Source organism: Methyloceanibacter superfactus (assembly GCF_001723305.1).
In the GTDB taxonomy this organism is placed as follows: domain Bacteria; phylum Pseudomonadota; class Alphaproteobacteria; order Rhizobiales; family Methyloligellaceae; genus Methyloceanibacter; species Methyloceanibacter superfactus.
Genome location: NZ_LPWF01000002.1, coordinates 98288 through 113782, shown reverse-complemented (window position 1 = coordinate 113782; position 15495 = coordinate 98288). Strand labels below are relative to the sequence as shown.

Sequence of the window (15495 nt, the reverse complement as noted above, 5' to 3'; positions counted from 1 at the left end):
CCCAAGTCCCGAACGACAGACGGTCTGCAGCTCGCGTCCTCATGGACGAGGGATGGGATGATTGTACCGCAGCTTCGGAGGGCGGGGATAAGCCGGGGACACGTCGACGACACTATGACGGCCTGCACCATGGTAATGCGGCGGCGTTCGCGTTAAGTTCGAGGCTGCTGGGGCATGACATTGACTTTGATCGGGGGCGAGTATGAGAAAATTTGCAGTCGTTGCGGCCTTGTTTGCCGCGTGTCTGTTCGCGGGCTGCGAGCAGCCGAAGGACGACGAGACATCCAAAGAGCCGTCTGAGCAGCCCGCCACTGAGGCGCCGGCCACCGAAGCGCCCGCGGCGGAGGACGCCGCGCCGGCTGAGGAACCCGCTGCCGAGGAGCCTGCTGCGGAAGAGCCTGCTGCCGAGGAGCCTGCGGCCGAAGAAGAGCCCGAGGCGGTGATGGAAGAAGAGACCATGGAGGTCATCTCGGTCCCGCCGACGGTCTCCGAGGACGCACCGTCGGAGCCGCATGCGGGCGAGCCCCCGTCGGACTCGCAGCCGCAGCCGGTCTACCCCGAGGGTGAGCCGGACGGCGCCGCGATGGATATGGAAGAGCCCGCCGGCGAAGCGGTGATCGAAGAAGAGACCATGGAAGTCGACACCCCGGACGGCCCGGCCGTGATCGAAGAGGACACCATGGCGGTGGAAACACCCGATGGCGAGGCGATGGTGGAAGAAGACACCATCGTGGTCCCGCCGACGATCGCCGAGGACGCGCCGTCCGAGCCGCACAAGGGCGAGGCGCCGTCGCCGAGCCAGCCGCAGCCGGTCTATCCGGACGCGCGCCGTAGGAGCTGTGAGGCCCTCGATCCAATCGAGGGCCTACCCCCGCGTTGCACCTTTCTGTGAGCGCTAGGGCAATTGGTCATGGAAGAGCCGTCACGCCCGGAGGACTGGACGCCGGATCAGGCGCCGGATTTGGCGGCCTTCGTCAGCCACGCCAAAGAAGACCTCAAGGCGGCGCAGGCGATCACCGCCGCGCTGGAAAAGCGTGGGCTGAAATGCTGGATCGCGCCACGCGACGTCAGGCCCGGATGCACCTACGCGGGCGAGATCATCAAGGGCATCGAACGCTCGCGCTGTTTCGTCCTGACGCTCTCTAAATCCAGCAACCAGTCCGCTTTCGTTGGGCGTGAGGTCGAGCGCGCCATCAGCAAGCGGAGGCCGATCTTCACCATTCGCATCGAGCCGGTCGATCCTTCGCCCGGCCTCGAGCTGTTTATCTCGAACACCCAGTGGATCGATGCATTCGGCGGCGGGACGGCCGAGTTCGACCGTCTGGCGGACCTGATCGCCGCAGCCGAAGGCGGCGAGGCGCCGCAAGCCGTCCCGGCCCTGCAAACCGAAGCTCTCCCCCCCGCCGGCCGGTCCAGGCGGGGGCTCCTGGTGCGGGGCTGCTGGCTGCCGTGCTGCTGGCAGGTCTAGGAGGCTTCATCCTCTGGGCGGTTCAGGAGCGGTCTCAGAGCCTGCCGGTCGAGCCGCCCCCGACCGATGAGCCGGCCTTTGCCCAGACGCCGCCGGAGGAGACGCCGACGCCAGCGCCGGCCCCGGAAGTCTCCGAGGCGGTGACGCCGGCGGAAACGCCGGACGAGCCCGAAGCGGTGACGCCAGCATTTGCGCCAGCGGACACGCCTGAAATTGCGCCAGCGGAGCCGCCGGAAGAGGCGCCGCCGGCGCTCGCCGAACCCGAGGTGGATCTGCCCCGGCCCAGCACGGAGACGGAGGATTGCAGCCGCTCCGGCGACACGACCATTTGCGCCAGCTCGGTGCTCGCGCCGGGCCATGGCAACAGCTATGGGCCGCAGAACTTGACCGACGGGAACGACAGCACGGCCTGGGTCGAAGGCCGCGACGGCCAGGGTCTCGGCGAGTTTGCCGTGGTCGAGTTCGGGTCGCCGCGCATGGTGCGCACCCTCACCATTCGCAACGGTTACAACAAGAACGCCGACATCTTTGCGAAGAACAGCCGGGCGAAGGATGTGGAAATTCGGTTCTCCAACGGGGACAGCCTGGAGATCACGTTGCGTGATGAGCCCGGTTCGCAGAGCATGGCGCTCGCCCAGCCGATCGAGACCAAATGGATCGCGCTCGTTATTCGCTCGGTCTATCCAGGATCGAAATATGCCGACACCGCGATCAACGAGATCAGCGTAGACACGGATTAAAGTTCGGCGCCGACGCGCCCGGTGCGGCTACGCCAAACGCTAATGCCGGAAGTGGCGCATGCCGGTGAACACCATGGCGAGGCCGGCTTCGTCGGCGGCGGCGATCACCTCGTCGTCGCGCATGGAGCCGCCCGGCTGGATCACCGCCGTGGCGCCGGCTTCGGCCACCACTTGTAAGCCGTCGGCGAAGGGGAAGAAGGCGTCCGACGCGGCGACGGAGCCGATCGTCAGCGGCGCGTCTAGCCCGAGCGCTTGCGCCGCGTCTTGCGCCTTACGCGCGGCGATGCGCGCGGAGTCCACGCGGGACATCTGGCCGGCGCCGATGCCGACCGTGGCGCCGTCCTTCGCGTAGACGATGGTGTTCGACTTCACGTGCTTCGCCACGGTGAAGGCGAAGATGAGATCGGCGAACTCCTGGTCGGTGGGGTGACGCTTGGTCACCACTTGGAGATCGGCGCCCTCGACCATGCCGTTGTCGCGGGACTGCACCAGGAAGCCGCCCGCGAGCGAGCGGAAGGTGAGGCCCGGCGCGCGCGGATCGGGCAGCCCGCCGGCGAGCAGCAGACGCAAATTCTTCTTCCCCGCGACGATCTCCTTCGCTTCGGGTGTGGCTTCCGGCGCGATGATCACCTCGGTGAAGATCTTGACGATCTCTGTCGCCGCCTCTTCGTCGAGATCGCGGTTGAGCGCGACGATGCCGCCGAAGGCGCTCGTGGAATCGCAGGCCAGCGCCTTCTCGTAGGCGGCGGCCAGCGTGGGCGCGATGGCCACGCCGCACGGATTGGCGTGCTTGATGATGGCGACCGCCGCCGAGCGCTTCGGATCGAACTCGGCGACGAGCTCATAGGCCGCGTCGGTGTCGTTGAGATTGTTGTAGGAGAGCTCCTTGCCCTGCACCAGGATGGCGCTAGCGACGCCGCAACGCTGCTCCGAGGTTTGGTAGAAGGCGGCCTGCTGATGCGGGTTCTCGCCATAGCGGAGTGCGCGCTCGAGCGTGCCGGCGATGACGCGCGTCTCCGGCATGTCGTGGCCGAGCTGCTCGGCGAACCAGGTGGCGATGCCCGCGTCATAGGCGCTCGTATGGGCGAAGGCCTTGGCCGCGAGCGTCTTGCGCAACGGAAGGGTGGTGCCGTCGAGACGCTCGATCTCGTCGAGCACGTCCATATAGTCGGCCGGGTCCACCACCACGGTGACGCCGGCATGGTTCTTCGCCGCCGCGCGATCATGGCGGGTCCGCCGATGTCGATATTTTCGACGCAGATGTCGAAATCGCCGCCCGCGCGCACCGTGGCGGCGAAGGGATAGAGATTGACCACGAGCAGGTCGATCGGCGGGATGCCGTGCTCTTCCAAGGCCTTCTCATGCGTGGCGTTGCCGCGCATGGCCAGCAGCCCGCCGTGGATCTTCGGATGAAGCGTCTTCACCCGCCCGTCCATCATCTCAGGGCTGCCGGTAACCTCGGCGACGTCGATCACGCTCAACCCGGCATTCCTGAGCGCCTTGGCGGTGCCGCCCGTCGACACGAGCGCGACGCCGCGATTGGCGAGCGCCGTGGCAAAATCGACCAGACCCGTCTTGTCGCTGACCGAAAGCAGCGCCCGGGTTATCTTTCTCGTTTTCATGGTCACGCTCTAAAGCAAAATCCATTCGATTTGAATCGTCATACCCGGCCTTAATCCGGGCATCCATGCCGGTCCGCAATAGCCTAATAGGCCAATGGATTGGATCGCCGGCTCAAGCCCGGCAATGACGAATGAGAGGGCTCATTCCTGGCTCGCGCCCGTTCCGGCCTCGTTGGGGTCGACCAGGGGATGGGCGTCCGTGTCGCCGGTCCGCTCGATATTCCACACGATGCGGACCTCGCGCGCCTCGCCCATCATGCCGCTCAGCACCACTTGCGAGGTCGGCTGCGGCCCGCGCTGGTCGGCGAGCAGCATGCTCTCCTCGATCGCGGTCTCCTCGGCATTGGAGCTGATGCGCCAGGTCTCGCCGTTGCGCAGGATCAAGGTGACGGCGCTGCCGTCGCCGGTGATCTGCGCCTTCACGCTCGGATGCAGATGAAAGCGGATGGCGTAGGCGCCGGCGATCAGCCCGTCGGGGCTCTTGAGACCGCGCGTGGAGAGCTTGTCCTCGCTCGAGATGAGATTGCCTGACGGCTGCACCAGGATCTGCCGCGAATGGCTCACCCCGTAGCGGCTCATATAGCCGTCATGGGAGCCCTTGATGCGCAGGTTGTCGCCCTGATCCGAGAAGGCGCCTTGCGGGTTCATCGGCCCCGACAGCGTGGCGTCCGCCGGGGGCAGGGCGCCGTTGGCCATACCGTTGAACTCGGCCAGCGAATCTTCCTCCAGGCTCAGCGTCGAATGGGCCGGCGTGGTGCGGGCGTAGAGGCGCCACTCCTCGTGGTCGGCGGAAGGCGCGCCGCAATTGATGATCATGGGCGCGTCGCCCGAGCTCATCTCGAAGGACAGGAAGCCGGCATGGGCCTTGGTGGTAAGCGAGGTGATCGGCGGCGGGCCTAGATCGCAGATGATGAGCGTGGTGCCGCATTCGAGCCGCACATAGCCGGAGTTCGACGCGGTCCGCACGGGAGAGCCTTCGATGTCGTCATAGGCGAGCACCGTGGCGAGCGCGTCGGTCGGCGTCGGCCCGGCGCCGTTGAACCGCGCGATGGTGCCGTCCGCGCCGCGGAAGAAGCGCAGCATCGGCATGATGCGGTCGATGGCGTCGGTGAGTTCCTTGGGCGGCACCCGGTCGCGCGCTACGAAACATTGCCGAAGCGGCAACAGGTCGAGCAGCAGCTCGATGAGGGCTTCCGGGTTGCGGGAGATATGCCCGCCATCGGGGAGGATCTGCCGGTCGAGCTCCTTGCAGAAGGGCCGCGTGTAGCGTCGACCACGGCCTGCTGCTCGGCGATGCACAGGCCCGCATAGAGGAGCGCCATGAGGGTGAGCAGGCGGGGCGTGCCGTCCGGCGTGTCGCGATAGCTCGCCGACAGATAGCGGAGCTGCGCGGTGAGTGCCTTCAAGAAGGCCTCATAGGCCTGCGGCTCGCCGGAATCGAGGATGAGCACCGAGTTGGAGAGCCAGGAGATGACGCGGCGGGCGACGATCTCGGGCTGCCAGGCGAGCCCATGCACGGAGCGGCGCAGCCGGATGAAGTCGTGGACCAGCGCTTTGGCCTGCTCCCGCGACAGCTCTGAGTCGGCGGCGCGCAAATGCCGGAGCCAGCCGAAGCCGTAAAGCTCCCGGGCCCAATTGGCGGATGGCGGCCGGATCTCGAACGGCGACTCCGCGCCGAGCTCGGCGAGCTTTCCCGCGAGCCCGAAATGGCCGTTATAGACCTCGGTGGCGAAGCTCGGATCGGCCGTGCGCAACTCTTGCGGGGCGAGCAGAAGCTGCTCCGCCTGGCTGCCGGGATAGCTGATGGAGGCCATGCTGGCGAGCATCAGGCGTCGCAGCGGGCTCGGGCCGCCAAGATGCACCTCTTGAACGCGGGACCCGCGCTCGAAGGCCTGATCACCCACCATATGGGTCATTCTCCACTCAAGCCGCGCTTGTGGTCCAAAAGCGCAGGCTTCCCCGCCGCGTAGTACGCCTGCGATGCATTTTCGGGCAGCAAGCCTCCGGGAGCAAGTGGCATCCGGGAAATCGTTAACCGTTCCGCTTGAGCCGGGCGGCGAAGAACCCGTCCATGCCGCTCCATTCCGGGCTGCCGAGCTGGAGATCGAAGGGAAAGGTCCGCAAAACGCCCGAGCTTTCGCCCACTCCGTGTCGCCGAACGGCTCGTCCGGCTGAAGCGGATCGATCTCCATAGCCGGGTTTCTCGCCATCAGCGCGGCAACCTGCGCCTCGCCCTCGACCGGCTCGAGTGAGCAGGTGGAATAGACGAGGCTGCCGCCGGGCTTCAGCAGGCTTACCGCGTTGTCGAGGAGCCGCGTCTGGACGGCTGCCAGCTCCTCGATGTCCTTGGCCGTCTTGAGATAGGGAATGTCGGGATGGCGCCTTATCGTGCCGGTGGACGAGCAGGGCGCATCGAGCAGGATGGCGTCGAAGCGCTCCTCCGGCTGCCAGCTCCCGGCATCGGCCCGCACCGTCTCCGCGGCGAGCCCGAGCCGCTCCAAATTGCCGGCGAGCAGCTTGAGCCGCGTGCTCGACCCGTCGACAGCGACCACCGAAGCGCCGGCGAGAGCCAGTTGCGCCGTCTTGCCGCCGGGCGCGGCGCAGAGATCCGCCACGCGCTTGCCCGCGATGTCGCGCAGATACTGCGCCGGCAGCGAGGCGGCGGCGTCCTGCACCCACCAGGCGCCCTCGTCGAACCCGGGCAACTCCTCGATGCGGCCTTTGGGCAGGAGGCGCACGCTTCCCGTCGGCAGCACGCGCCCTTCCAGCCTCTCGGCCCACATGTCGGGATCGGATTTCACCGTCACGTCGAGCGGCGGCTCGATCAGCTGCGCGTCGGCGATTCTATGCGCCCTCTCCTCGCCCCAGGACGCGACCCAGCGCTCCCACAGCCAGTCCGGCGTGTTGACGCGGCCGGCGTCGAGGCTCTCGGCGATGGCCTCACCCTTCTCCGACACGCGGCGCAGCACGGCGTTCACCAGCTTGTCGTAGCGCTTGGCGCGCGGGTCCCATTGCGCCAGCCGCACGGCGAGGTCGATGGCCGCGTGCGGCGGCGTCTTGAGGAAGATGAGCTGGGCCGCGCCCGACAGCAGGATCGCATAGAGCGAGCCCGACTTGGCCGGCAGGCCGCGCTCGAGGAAGCTGTTCAGCACATGGTCGAGCTGGCCGCGCCGCCGCAAGGAGACGCCGACGATGGCGCGGGCGAGCGCCCGGTCGCGCACCGGCAGGTCGAACATGACGCCCTTGTCGCGTGAGCGGCCGAGCACCTCGTCGAGCGATTGCTTCTTCTGAAACACGGCGTCGAGGAGGGCCACGGCGGCGCGCCGGGCCGGCAAGCCGACCTGGTGGTCGCGCGTCGGCGACAGCGGCTTGGGCGCGGGGTTGCGGGCGGTCATGTACGTCTCGCGGCGGGCGCCGCGCCATTCAACTCGCCGAGCGACTGGCGAACGACAACCCAGCTTCCTTGAATGGCGAGGCTCGCATGATGCTTGCGACGATCACGTCCGGCCACAACGTGCCGGTCCCCAGCACGCCGGCCGCGGCAAGCAGAACCGCCAAATTGCCGAGGACATCGTTCCGCGAGCAGATCCAGGCAGAGCGCAGGTTCGATTCCGCGCTCCGGAAGCGGTAAAGCAGCACCGCTACCCCGGCGTTCGCCAGCAATGCGGCGGTTCCGACCGCGCCCATGACGAACGGCTCGGGCACGCGCCCCGACACGATCTGCCAAACGACCTCGCCGATCACCCACAGGCCCAGCGCGCCCATGGTGAGGCCCTTGAACATCGCGGCGCGGGCGCGCCACGTGAGCGCGAGGCCGATGACCGAAAGACTGATGGCGTAGTTGAAGCTGTCGGCCAGGAAGTCCAGCGCGTCGGCGTGAAGGCTCACGGAGCCCGCGACCACGCCGGCCACGATCTCGACCGCGAACATCGCCGCGTTGATCGCGAGCGCTATCCAGAGGATGAGGCGGGAAGTATCCGGCTCGGGCGTGTGGTTGCAGCAACCGGCGCTCATAGGCACCCCTTACGCGCTCTTGGCGGAACGATCAACGCGGGGTCTTTAGCCCCAGGGTCCGCGGGATGTGGGCGCCGGGCCCGAGGACCACGGCCCAGCCGGCATGGGCTCCGTGTCCCTGGCCGGTACACCGCCCATCGTCCGCGACATCTCAACGAGCCGCGCGACGCGGTTCTCCACGTTGGGGTGGGTCGAGAAGAGATTGTCCATGCGCGCGCCGGACAGCGGGTTGACGATGAAGAGATGCGCCGAGGCCGGATTGCGCTCTGCCGCCATGTTGGGGATCTGATGCGCCGCGCCTGAGATCTTCTGAAGCGCGGTGGCGAGCGACAGCGGCTGGCGGCTGATCTCCGCGCCGCCCTTGTCCGCCTCGTATTCGCGCGTGCGGCTGATGGCCATTTGCACCAGGCCCGCGGCGAGCGGTCCGAGGATCATCAGCGCCAGGCCGCCGATCATGCCGACGCCGCCATTGTCGTTGTTGCGCCCGCCGCCGGTGAACATGGCGAAATTGGCCAGCATGGAGATGGCGCCGGCGATGGTCGCGGTGATGGTCATCAGCAGCGTGTCGTGGTGGCGGATATGGGCAAGCTCATGAGCGATGACGCCGGCGAGCTCGTCCTTGCTCACCATGTTCATCAGCCCGGTGGTGACGGCGACCGCCGCGTTCTCCGGGTTGCGGCCGGTGGCAAACGCGTTCGGCTGCGGGTTCTCCATGATGTAGACCTTGGGCATGGGGAGCCCGGCATTGACGGCGAGCTTGCGCACCATGTCATAGAGCTCCGGCGCGCTGCGCGGATCGACCTCGCGCGCGCCATACATGCGCAGCACCGCCTTGTCGGAGTTCCAATAGGCCCACAGATTCATGCCGCCGGCGACGACCAGGGCGATGACCATGCCGGTCTGGCCGCCAAGCAAAAAGCCGATGCCCATGAACAGGGCGGTCATGGCGGCCAGCAGGATGGCGGTGCGGAAATAGCTCACGGAAACCTCCACGAAAGGTGCTTCGCCGGCAAAAACCCGACGCGTTCAATATGTTGGGGGTCTCAGGGCCTGGGACAAGACGCTCAATTGGAATGGATTGCCGGGTCAAGCCCGGCAATGACGGCGGTGGAGAAGGGGGTTGGCCGAGACAGATCCTGACTTCCGGCAGATCCCGGCGCACAGCCTTAAGACCGCGTTGACCTTAACGCTTCGTCAATCCGCACGCGGCATGCTGCCTCGCGAGACAAGCGTTCGAGGAGTCGCCCAGCCATGCCAGCCGCAGCCATCCAAGCCTCCGAAACCGCCGCCAAGCGCCGGACGCGCCGGGCGAAAGCCGTACCGGTCAGCGACACCCAGCTCTCGGCGGAGCAGAAGCGCCTGATTCGCTTAAGTTTTCTCAGGGTCGAGCCGGCGCTCGACCTGGTTGCGCAGCTCTTCTTCCTGAAGCTGTTCCGGCTCGATCCGTCCTTGCGCAAGAAGTTCTCGGGGCCGGTGGAGATCCAGGCCCGCAAATTCGCCGCCGGCGCCAAGCTCGCCATGATCTCGCTCGGTCATGAGGATGGGCTGGCGCCCACGCTCAAGCTGCTCGGGGCGCGGCATCGCCAGCTCGGCATCCGCGCGCGGCATTACCGCACCATGTCCCGTGCGCTCGTGTGGACGCTGGAGCGCTCGCTCGACAAGAGCTTCGACCGCGACACCAAGGACGCCTGGAACACGCTGCTCGCCTATTTCACCAAGGTGATGGCGGGCTGACAGACGCTACTCGGGGGCCTCTTCGGAGGCCTCCTGGCCGGCCGTCTCGTCCTCGTGGACGACCTTGACCGTGACCTTCCCGGCTTCGTCCACATAGACCATGACGTCCTGATCCGGCTCCAGAATCTGGGGCTTGCCGTCCACCGTGAGCTGGTCTTCCGCCACCACGACCTCATGGCCGTCGACGATGACCTTGATGCCGTCGGCGATCGATTCCTGCGTCATGCTCTTATAGTGGCCGGCCACCGTCACCGTGCGGTTGCCCACCGACAGCGATAGGGCCTGTGTCGGCGGCCCGCCCGTGCCCCAATTGCCGATCAGGAGCACGAAGGCGATTACCAGCGCCAGAACGATCCCGAGACCGACCAGAATTCGCATCAGCCAAGTCATCCGCGTCCCCTCCCCCGCCTCTTTGTACGACGAGTCCGGCCGCCGAGTCTCCCCACGCGTGAGACCGGCCTAAGCCGGTCTCCGGTTCTGGCGGTTCTCGACGAGATCCGTCACCACGCCGGGATCGGCCAGGGTCGAGGTGTCGCCGAGATTGCCGAATTCGTCCTCGGCGATCTTGCGCAGGATTCGGCGCATGATCTTGCCCGACCGCGTCTTGGGCAGCCCCGGGGCGAACTGGATCTGGTCGGGCGAGGCGATCGGTCCGATCTCGTTGCGGACCCAGTCGCGCAGCTCCTTCTTCAGCGCGTCGGAGCCCTCCTCGCCGGACATCAGGGTGACATAGCAATAGATGCCTTGGCCCTTGATGTCGTGCGGATAGCCGACCACGGCGGCCTCCGAGACCTTGGGATGGGCGACCAGCGCGGACTCGACCTCCGCCGTGCCCATGCGGTGGCCGGACACGTTGATCACGTCGTCGACGCGGCCGGTGATCCAGTAATAGCCGTCGGCGTCGCGCCGGCAGCCGTCGCCGGTGAAGTACTTGCCCTTGTAGGCGGAGAAATAGGTCTCCACGAAGCGCTGATGGTCGCCATAGACCGTGCGCATCATGCCGGGCCAAGCGTCGAGGATGACGAGATTGCCCGCCGCCTCGCCTTCGAGAATGTTGCCGTCGGCATCGACGATGGCCGGCTGCACCCCGAAGAAGGGCAGCGTCGCGGAGCCGGGCTTGAGCTTGGTGGCACCCGGCAACGGCGTGATGAGAATGCCGCCGGTCTCCGTCTGCCACCACGTGTCCACGATCGGACAGCGCTTCTCGCCGATCACGTGGTAGTACCACTCCCACGCTTCCGGGTTGATCGGCTCGCCCACGCTGCCGAGCAGCCTGAGCGATTTCCGGCTCGTGTTCTTCACATGCTCGTTGCCCGCGCCCATCAGCGCGCGGATCGCCGTCGGCGCGGTGTAGAAGATGTTGACCTTATGCTTGTCGACCACCTGCCAGAAGCGCGAGGCGTCCGGATAGTTCGGCACGCCCTCGAACATCAGCGTGATCGCGCCGTTGGCGAGGGGCCCGTAGACGATGTAGCTGTGGCCCGTGACCCAGCCGACATCCGCGGTGCACCAATAGACATCGCCGTCGTGATAATCGAAGACGTATTGATGCGTCATCGCCGCGTAGACGAGATAACCGCCCGTCGTATGCAGCACGCCCTTGGGCTTTCCCGTCGAGCCCGACGTGTAGAGAATGAACAGCGGGTCTTCCGCGTTCATCTCCTCCGGCGGACATTCCGCCTCGGCGCCTGCCATCGCCTCGTCAAGCCACACGTCGCGGCCGTCCGTCCACGGCACGGTGCCGCCGGTGTGGCGCACGACCAGCACGGTCTTGACGTGTCCGTTCTTCTGAAGCGCGGTGTCGGTATTCGCTTTCAGCGGAATCTTGCGGCCGCCGCGCAAGCCTTCATCGGCGGTGATGACGAACTCGGATTTGCAATCCTCGATACGGCCGGCCAGCGCGTCCGGCGAGAAGCCGCCGAACACGATCGAATGGACGGCGCCGATGCGCGCGCAAGCCAGCATGGCGTAGGCCGGCTCGGGGATCATCGGCAGGTAGATGGTGACCCGGTCGCCCTTCTTGACGCCTTGGGCTTTCAGCACGTTCGCGAGGCGGCACACATTGTCGTAGAGCTCGCGATAGGTGATGTGCTTCGCCGGCGTCTTCGGGTCGTCCGGTTCCCAGATGATGGCGGTCTGCTTGCCGCGCTTCTTCAGGTGCCGGTCGACGCAGTTGGCGGCGACGTTGAGCGTGCCGTCCTCGAACCATTTGATCGAGACGTTGGGGAATTCGAATGTGGTGTTCTTGACCCGCGTGTAGGGCTTGATCCAGTCGAGACGCTCGCCTTCCTTGCCCCAGAACTTGTCGGGCTTCTCGACGCTCTTCTCGTAGAGCTTCTCGTATTTGTCCTTGTCGATGAAGGCGTTTTCCTTCCACGCCTTCGGAACTTTCAAGGTCTCGACCTTGTACGTTTTGTGCTCGGACATTTGGGCCGTTCCTCCATACGCGAACGCGGTTTTGCGTTCATTTTTTTGACAGGCCGGATGGTTCCTCCCGCCTAGACGCCAAAGGCGCCGATGACGGCGCCCTGGATGAGCAACACGGCGAGCCAATGCCCGCCATCGATGAGTGTCAGCATCGGCTTGGCGTGCCCGAAAGCGTGGTTCACGCCCATCGTGGTGATGACGAAGCCGAGCCAGCAGAAGAAACCGGTGATCAAACCGCCGCGGACGGTCACGCTGCCGAGATGGCCCATGATCCCCGCCAGCATCGACGCCATGACGAGAAGGGCGACGAGCGCGATGACGAAGGGCAGGGCCTTGGCGGCGCCGGCACCCTGATCGAGCTCGCCTCTGGTCTTGCCGATGGCGCGTAGCCACACGCCGCCGAGCACCATGTACCACACCGCGCCGAGGCCGAATCCCGCGAGGGCGGCGATGACGACGGCCGCGTAATTCACACCTGAGAATGTCATGCTTTCCCCCTGTGACGGCGTCGAGCGTGTCTCGACTTTACCCCAAGCGCAAGAGTTCCGGCACTATGCCTTAGGAGGATGTGGGAGACCGCCGAGCGCACAGACTTTCTGCCATTCTGCGACCGTCACCGGCTGCACCGAGAGCCGGGAGTTGTTGACGAGCACCATGTCCTTCAGCTGCGGCGTGGCCTTGATGTCCGCGAGCGTCACCGGTTTCGGCAGGTCGGCCACCGCGGCGACGTCGACGCACTCCCACTGGCCCGAGCCGTCGGTCGAGTCCGGATGCGCCTCCGCCACCACCTTGACGATGCCGACACAGGCTTTCTCGCCGACCGAGTGATAGAAGAAGGCGAGGTCGCCCTTCTTCATGGCCCGCATATTGTTGCGCGCCTGGTAGTTGCGCACGCCGTCCCACTCGGCGCCCGCCTTGCCCTCTTTCTTCTGCTGGTCCCAGGACCAGGCGCCGGGCTCGGATTTCATCAGCCAGTAGGCCACGGGCGCTTCAAGCCTTCTCGTCCGGATTGTTGATGGACCATTTCCACGGCCGGATCTCGACATGGGCGAAGACGCCGGCCTTGGCGAAGGGATCGCCGTCGGCGATCTTGCGCGCGGCCTCGAGCGACGGCGCCTCGACCACGACCAGGCTGCCGTTCATGGTCTCGCCGTCTTCGGCGGTGAAGGGGCCGGCGAATTTCAGCGTCTCGCCGAGGCTCTTCAGATAGGCGAGATGCTCCGGGCGGTTCGCTTTGCGGATCGGCAGGCCGTCCGGCTTGTCGGTGCAGATGAAGGCAAACAGCATTCGTCTTCCTTTGAGTGTCGGAGAGGCTATTGCGGCGCTCTAGCCCTGTCCATGCTTGTCACATCTCGGGGCGCAGCGGCCGGGCGAGCAGCGCCTCGATGGCTTCGTCGACCGTGGTGAGCCCCGAGATCACCGCATGCACGGCCTCCGCGATGGGCAGCTCGATGCGCCGCGCGCTAGCGATCTCGACCATGGCGGACGCGGTGGTCACGCCCTCGGTCACGGTGAGCCTCCCCGATAGCGCCTCGGCCGCGCTCTGCCCTTGTCCGAGCGCCACCCCGAGCGACATGTTGCGCGATTGCGGGCTGCCGCAAGTCAGCACCAGATCGCCGAGCCCGGAGAGCCGATCATGGTGTCGGAGCCGGCCGCCCAGCGCCACGCCGAACCGCGCCATCTCCGCGAAGCCGCGCGTGACGAGCCCCGCATGGGCGGATGCGCCGAGCTCCTTGCCGACGACGATGCCGGCGGCGATGGCGTAGACATTCTTGACCGCGCCGCCGATCTCCGCGCCGATCACGTCGCCGCTCCAATAGCAGCGGAACGGCGAGTGGCTGAGCGCATGGCTCAGCGCCCGCCCCAAGTCCTCTTCGCCGGTCGCGAGCGTCACCGCCGCGGGCAGTCCGCTTGCGACATCGGCCGCGAAGCTCGGTCCCGACAGCACGGCGATATCCGCCGCCGGCATGAGGTCGCCGGCCACTTGGGATAGGAGCCGGCCGTCGCCTGCTCGATGCCCTTGGAGCAGATGACCAGCGGCTGGCCTCCCGCAAATAGGGGCAAGCTCGGCCCCGATGGCGCCCACATGCTGCGCCGGCGTCACCATCAGCAGCATGTCGCAGGTGGCGGCCTCGTTGAGCCGCGACGTCGCCTCGATGGCCGGGTCGAGGGCGATATCCGGCAGGAACACGTCGTTTCGGTGCGCATCGTTGATGGCGGCGACGGTCTCGGGCTCCCGCGCCCAGACCAGCACGTCGCGCCCGGCCCGCCGCGCGATGACGGCAAGTGCCGTGCCCCACGCGCCCGCGCCGATAACCCCCACCGATTGAAGCGCCATGTCTGTCCCCCAGCTCTTATTAGCGCAGTTTCTCAGGTCTTAGGTCAACTCGAGGCGCCCGCCCACAAGCCTCAAGCCTTGACCCCGGCTCCGAGCGCCGGCGGCGCTTCCGGGTCGAGTGGCCAGCGGGCCCGTGCCGGTGCGGCCATATCGTCCACGAGGCCACGCGCCAGCCGTTCCGCGCCTGCCCAGGCGATCATGGCGGCATTATCGGTGCAGAGCTGCGGCGGCGGCACCACGACGCGGAAGCCGCGCGCGCGGGCGGTATCCTCCAGCGCCGCCTTGAGGCGTTGATTGGCGGCGACGCCGCCCGCCACCACCAGGGCGCGCTGCGCGTCGCTCCCCAGCCGCGCCAGGTAGATGTCCATGGCCTTGGCCGTGCGGTCGCTCACCACCTCGGCCACGGCGTCCTGGAAGCTGGCGCAGAGATCGGCGACCGCCGCCTCGCTGAGCGGCGCCCGGGCGAGCGCCTCGTGGCGGAGGGCCGTCTTGAGCCCGGCGAAGGAGAAATGCGGCTCGGGACGCCCCAGCATGGGGCGCGGCAGCTTGATGGTGGGGCGGCCGCGCGCGGCGTGGGCCTCCACCTCCGGACCGCCGGGATAGCCGAGACCCAGCAGCTTCGCCGCCTTGTCGAAGGCTTCGCCGAGCGCATCGTCGAGCGTGGTGCCGAGCCGGTCGTAAGACCCCACATCCTTGACGATGAGAAGTTGCGTATGGCCGCCCGAGACGAGCAGTAGGAGATAGGGGAAGGGCAGGCCGTCGGTGAGACCGGCGCTCAGCGCATGGGCTTCCAGATGATTGACCGCCAGGAAGGGCTTGCCCAAGCCGAGCGCCATGGCCTTGGCCGTGGTCAGGCCGACGATCAGGCCGCCGATCAGGCCCGGGCCGGCCGCCGCGGCGATCCCGTCGACGGCCTCGAAGCCGGCGCCGGCGTCGGCGAGGGCCTGGCGATCGCCGCATCGAGCAGGTCGATATGGGCGCGGGCGGCGATTTCCGGCACCACCCCGCCATAAGCCGCATGGAGATCGAGCTGCGAGCGCACCACATTGGACAGGATCTCGCCGCGCCCGTCGACGCCCCGGCGCACCAGGGACGCGGCCGTCTCGTCGCAGCTCGTCTCGATGCCGAGAACGGTCAGCGGGGCGTGGGTTC

Annotated in this window: 14 protein-coding genes and 3 pseudogenes; 4 read left to right on the top strand and 13 right to left on the bottom strand. The window is 67.0% G+C overall.

Annotation, left to right across the window (positions count from 1 at the left end; genetic code table 11):
* The first annotated feature begins 202 nt into the window (after nucleotides 1-202).
* Genes AUC69_RS00545 through AUC69_RS18850 form a run of 3 tightly spaced genes read left to right on the top strand, consistent with a single transcriptional unit; the run spans nucleotide 203 to nucleotide 2208 of the window.
* Nucleotides 203-892: a hypothetical protein gene (locus AUC69_RS00545; RefSeq protein ID WP_069440420.1), complete on the top strand. Its 690-nt coding sequence runs from the start codon at nucleotides 203-205 to the stop codon at nucleotides 890-892.
* A gap of 18 nt (nucleotides 893-910) precedes the next feature.
* Nucleotides 911-1468: a toll/interleukin-1 receptor domain-containing protein gene (locus AUC69_RS00540; RefSeq protein WP_069440419.1), complete on the top strand. Its 558-nt coding sequence runs from the start codon at nucleotides 911-913 to the stop codon at nucleotides 1466-1468.
* Nucleotides 1450-2208 carry a discoidin domain-containing protein gene (locus tag AUC69_RS18850; RefSeq protein ID WP_069440418.1) on the top strand — a complete coding sequence of 253 codons (759 nt, stop codon included), beginning with the start codon at nucleotides 1450-1452 and terminating at the stop codon, nucleotides 2206-2208. The genes AUC69_RS00540 and AUC69_RS18850 overlap by 19 nt, the downstream gene beginning before the upstream one ends.
* A 39-nt stretch (nucleotides 2209-2247) precedes the next feature.
* Here the strand turns inward: AUC69_RS18850 and purH are convergent.
* From purH to htpX, 6 genes and pseudogenes are all read right to left on the bottom strand, one after another.
* Nucleotides 2248-3830 (bottom strand): annotated as a pseudogene (gene purH, locus AUC69_RS00530) (bifunctional phosphoribosylaminoimidazolecarboxamide formyltransferase/IMP cyclohydrolase).
* A gap of 141 nt (nucleotides 3831-3971) precedes the next feature.
* On the bottom strand, nucleotides 3972-4958 hold the full coding sequence (locus AUC69_RS00525) for a heparinase II/III family protein (protein ID WP_069440417.1): 987 nt from the start codon (nucleotides 4956-4958) through the stop codon (nucleotides 3972-3974).
* Between the two features lie 11 nt (nucleotides 4959-4969).
* Nucleotides 4970-5737 carry a hypothetical protein gene (locus tag AUC69_RS18065; RefSeq protein WP_069440416.1) on the bottom strand — a complete coding sequence of 256 codons (768 nt, stop codon included), beginning with the start codon at nucleotides 5735-5737 and terminating at the stop codon, nucleotides 4970-4972.
* Nucleotides 5738-5861: 124 nt separating this feature from the next.
* Nucleotides 5862-7225, bottom strand: a pseudogene (locus tag AUC69_RS00515) (RsmB/NOP family class I SAM-dependent RNA methyltransferase).
* A gap of 28 nt (nucleotides 7226-7253) precedes the next feature.
* Entirely contained in the window at nucleotides 7254-7844 is a 591-nt protein-coding gene (locus tag AUC69_RS00510; protein WP_244500020.1) for a cation efflux transmembrane domain-containing protein, read from the bottom strand.
* 45 nt (nucleotides 7845-7889) lie between these two features.
* Entirely contained in the window at nucleotides 7890-8825 is a 936-nt protein-coding gene (gene htpX, locus AUC69_RS00505; RefSeq protein ID WP_069440433.1) for a zinc metalloprotease HtpX, read from the bottom strand.
* 270 nt (nucleotides 8826-9095) lie between these two features.
* Here htpX and AUC69_RS00500 point away from each other — a divergent pair, with 270 nt between their 5' ends.
* Complete coding sequence (locus tag AUC69_RS00500) at nucleotides 9096-9578, top strand: globin domain-containing protein (protein ID WP_069440415.1); 483 nt, start codon at nucleotides 9096-9098, stop codon at nucleotides 9576-9578.
* Between the two features lie 6 nt (nucleotides 9579-9584).
* Here the strand turns inward: AUC69_RS00500 and AUC69_RS00495 are convergent, their stop codons facing one another.
* From AUC69_RS00495 to tsaD, 7 genes and pseudogenes are all read right to left on the bottom strand, one after another.
* Entirely contained in the window at nucleotides 9585-9968 is a 384-nt protein-coding gene (locus AUC69_RS00495; protein ID WP_069440414.1) for a hypothetical protein, read from the bottom strand.
* A gap of 69 nt (nucleotides 9969-10037) precedes the next feature.
* Nucleotides 10038-12005 carry an acetate--CoA ligase gene (gene acs / locus AUC69_RS00490; RefSeq protein ID WP_069440413.1) on the bottom strand — a complete coding sequence of 656 codons (1968 nt, stop codon included), beginning with the start codon at nucleotides 12003-12005 and terminating at the stop codon, nucleotides 10038-10040.
* 71 nt (nucleotides 12006-12076) lie between these two features.
* Complete coding sequence (locus tag AUC69_RS00485) at nucleotides 12077-12493, bottom strand: DUF1761 domain-containing protein (protein WP_069440412.1); 417 nt, start codon at nucleotides 12491-12493, stop codon at nucleotides 12077-12079.
* A gap of 63 nt (nucleotides 12494-12556) precedes the next feature.
* Entirely contained in the window at nucleotides 12557-12988 is a 432-nt protein-coding gene (locus AUC69_RS00480; RefSeq protein ID WP_069440411.1) for an EVE domain-containing protein, read from the bottom strand.
* Nucleotides 12989-12995: 7 nt separating this feature from the next.
* The gene (locus AUC69_RS00475) at nucleotides 12996-13292 is read right to left on the bottom strand and encodes a YciI family protein (protein WP_069440410.1); all 297 of its coding nucleotides are present in this window, start codon (nucleotides 13290-13292) and stop codon (nucleotides 12996-12998) included.
* A gap of 58 nt (nucleotides 13293-13350) precedes the next feature.
* Nucleotides 13351-14343, bottom strand: coding sequence for an NAD(P)H-dependent glycerol-3-phosphate dehydrogenase (locus AUC69_RS00470; protein WP_244500019.1), 993 nt, complete (start codon nucleotides 14341-14343; stop codon nucleotides 13351-13353).
* A gap of 71 nt (nucleotides 14344-14414) precedes the next feature.
* Nucleotides 14415-15481 (bottom strand): annotated as a pseudogene (gene tsaD, locus AUC69_RS00465) (tRNA (adenosine(37)-N6)-threonylcarbamoyltransferase complex transferase subunit TsaD).
* Nucleotides 15482-15495: the final 14 nt, after the last annotated feature.

Coding starts and splice junctions, on each gene's coding strand:
- AUC69_RS00470 (WP_244500019.1), bottom strand. CDS start 14,343: ATGGCGCTTCAATCGGTGGGGGTTATCGGCGCGGGCGCGTGGGGCACG.
- AUC69_RS00495 (WP_069440414.1), bottom strand. CDS start 9,968: ATGACTTGGCTGATGCGAATTCTGGTCGGTCTCGGGATCGTTCTGGCG.
- AUC69_RS00485 (WP_069440412.1), bottom strand. CDS start 12,493: ATGACATTCTCAGGTGTGAATTACGCGGCCGTCGTCATCGCCGCCCTC.
- AUC69_RS00500 (WP_069440415.1), top strand. CDS start 9,096: ATGCCAGCCGCAGCCATCCAAGCCTCCGAAACCGCCGCCAAGCGCCGG.
- AUC69_RS00545 (WP_069440420.1), top strand. CDS start 203: ATGAGAAAATTTGCAGTCGTTGCGGCCTTGTTTGCCGCGTGTCTGTTC.
- AUC69_RS18065 (WP_069440416.1), bottom strand. CDS start 5,737: ATGGTGGGTGATCAGGCCTTCGAGCGCGGGTCCCGCGTTCAAGAGGTG.
- AUC69_RS00475 (WP_069440410.1), bottom strand. CDS start 13,292: ATGCTGTTTGCCTTCATCTGCACCGACAAGCCGGACGGCCTGCCGATC.
- AUC69_RS00540 (WP_069440419.1), top strand. CDS start 911: ATGGAAGAGCCGTCACGCCCGGAGGACTGGACGCCGGATCAGGCGCCG.
- AUC69_RS00510 (WP_244500020.1), bottom strand. CDS start 7,844: ATGAGCGCCGGTTGCTGCAACCACACGCCCGAGCCGGATACTTCCCGC.
- acs (WP_069440413.1), bottom strand. CDS start 12,005: ATGTCCGAGCACAAAACGTACAAGGTCGAGACCTTGAAAGTTCCGAAG.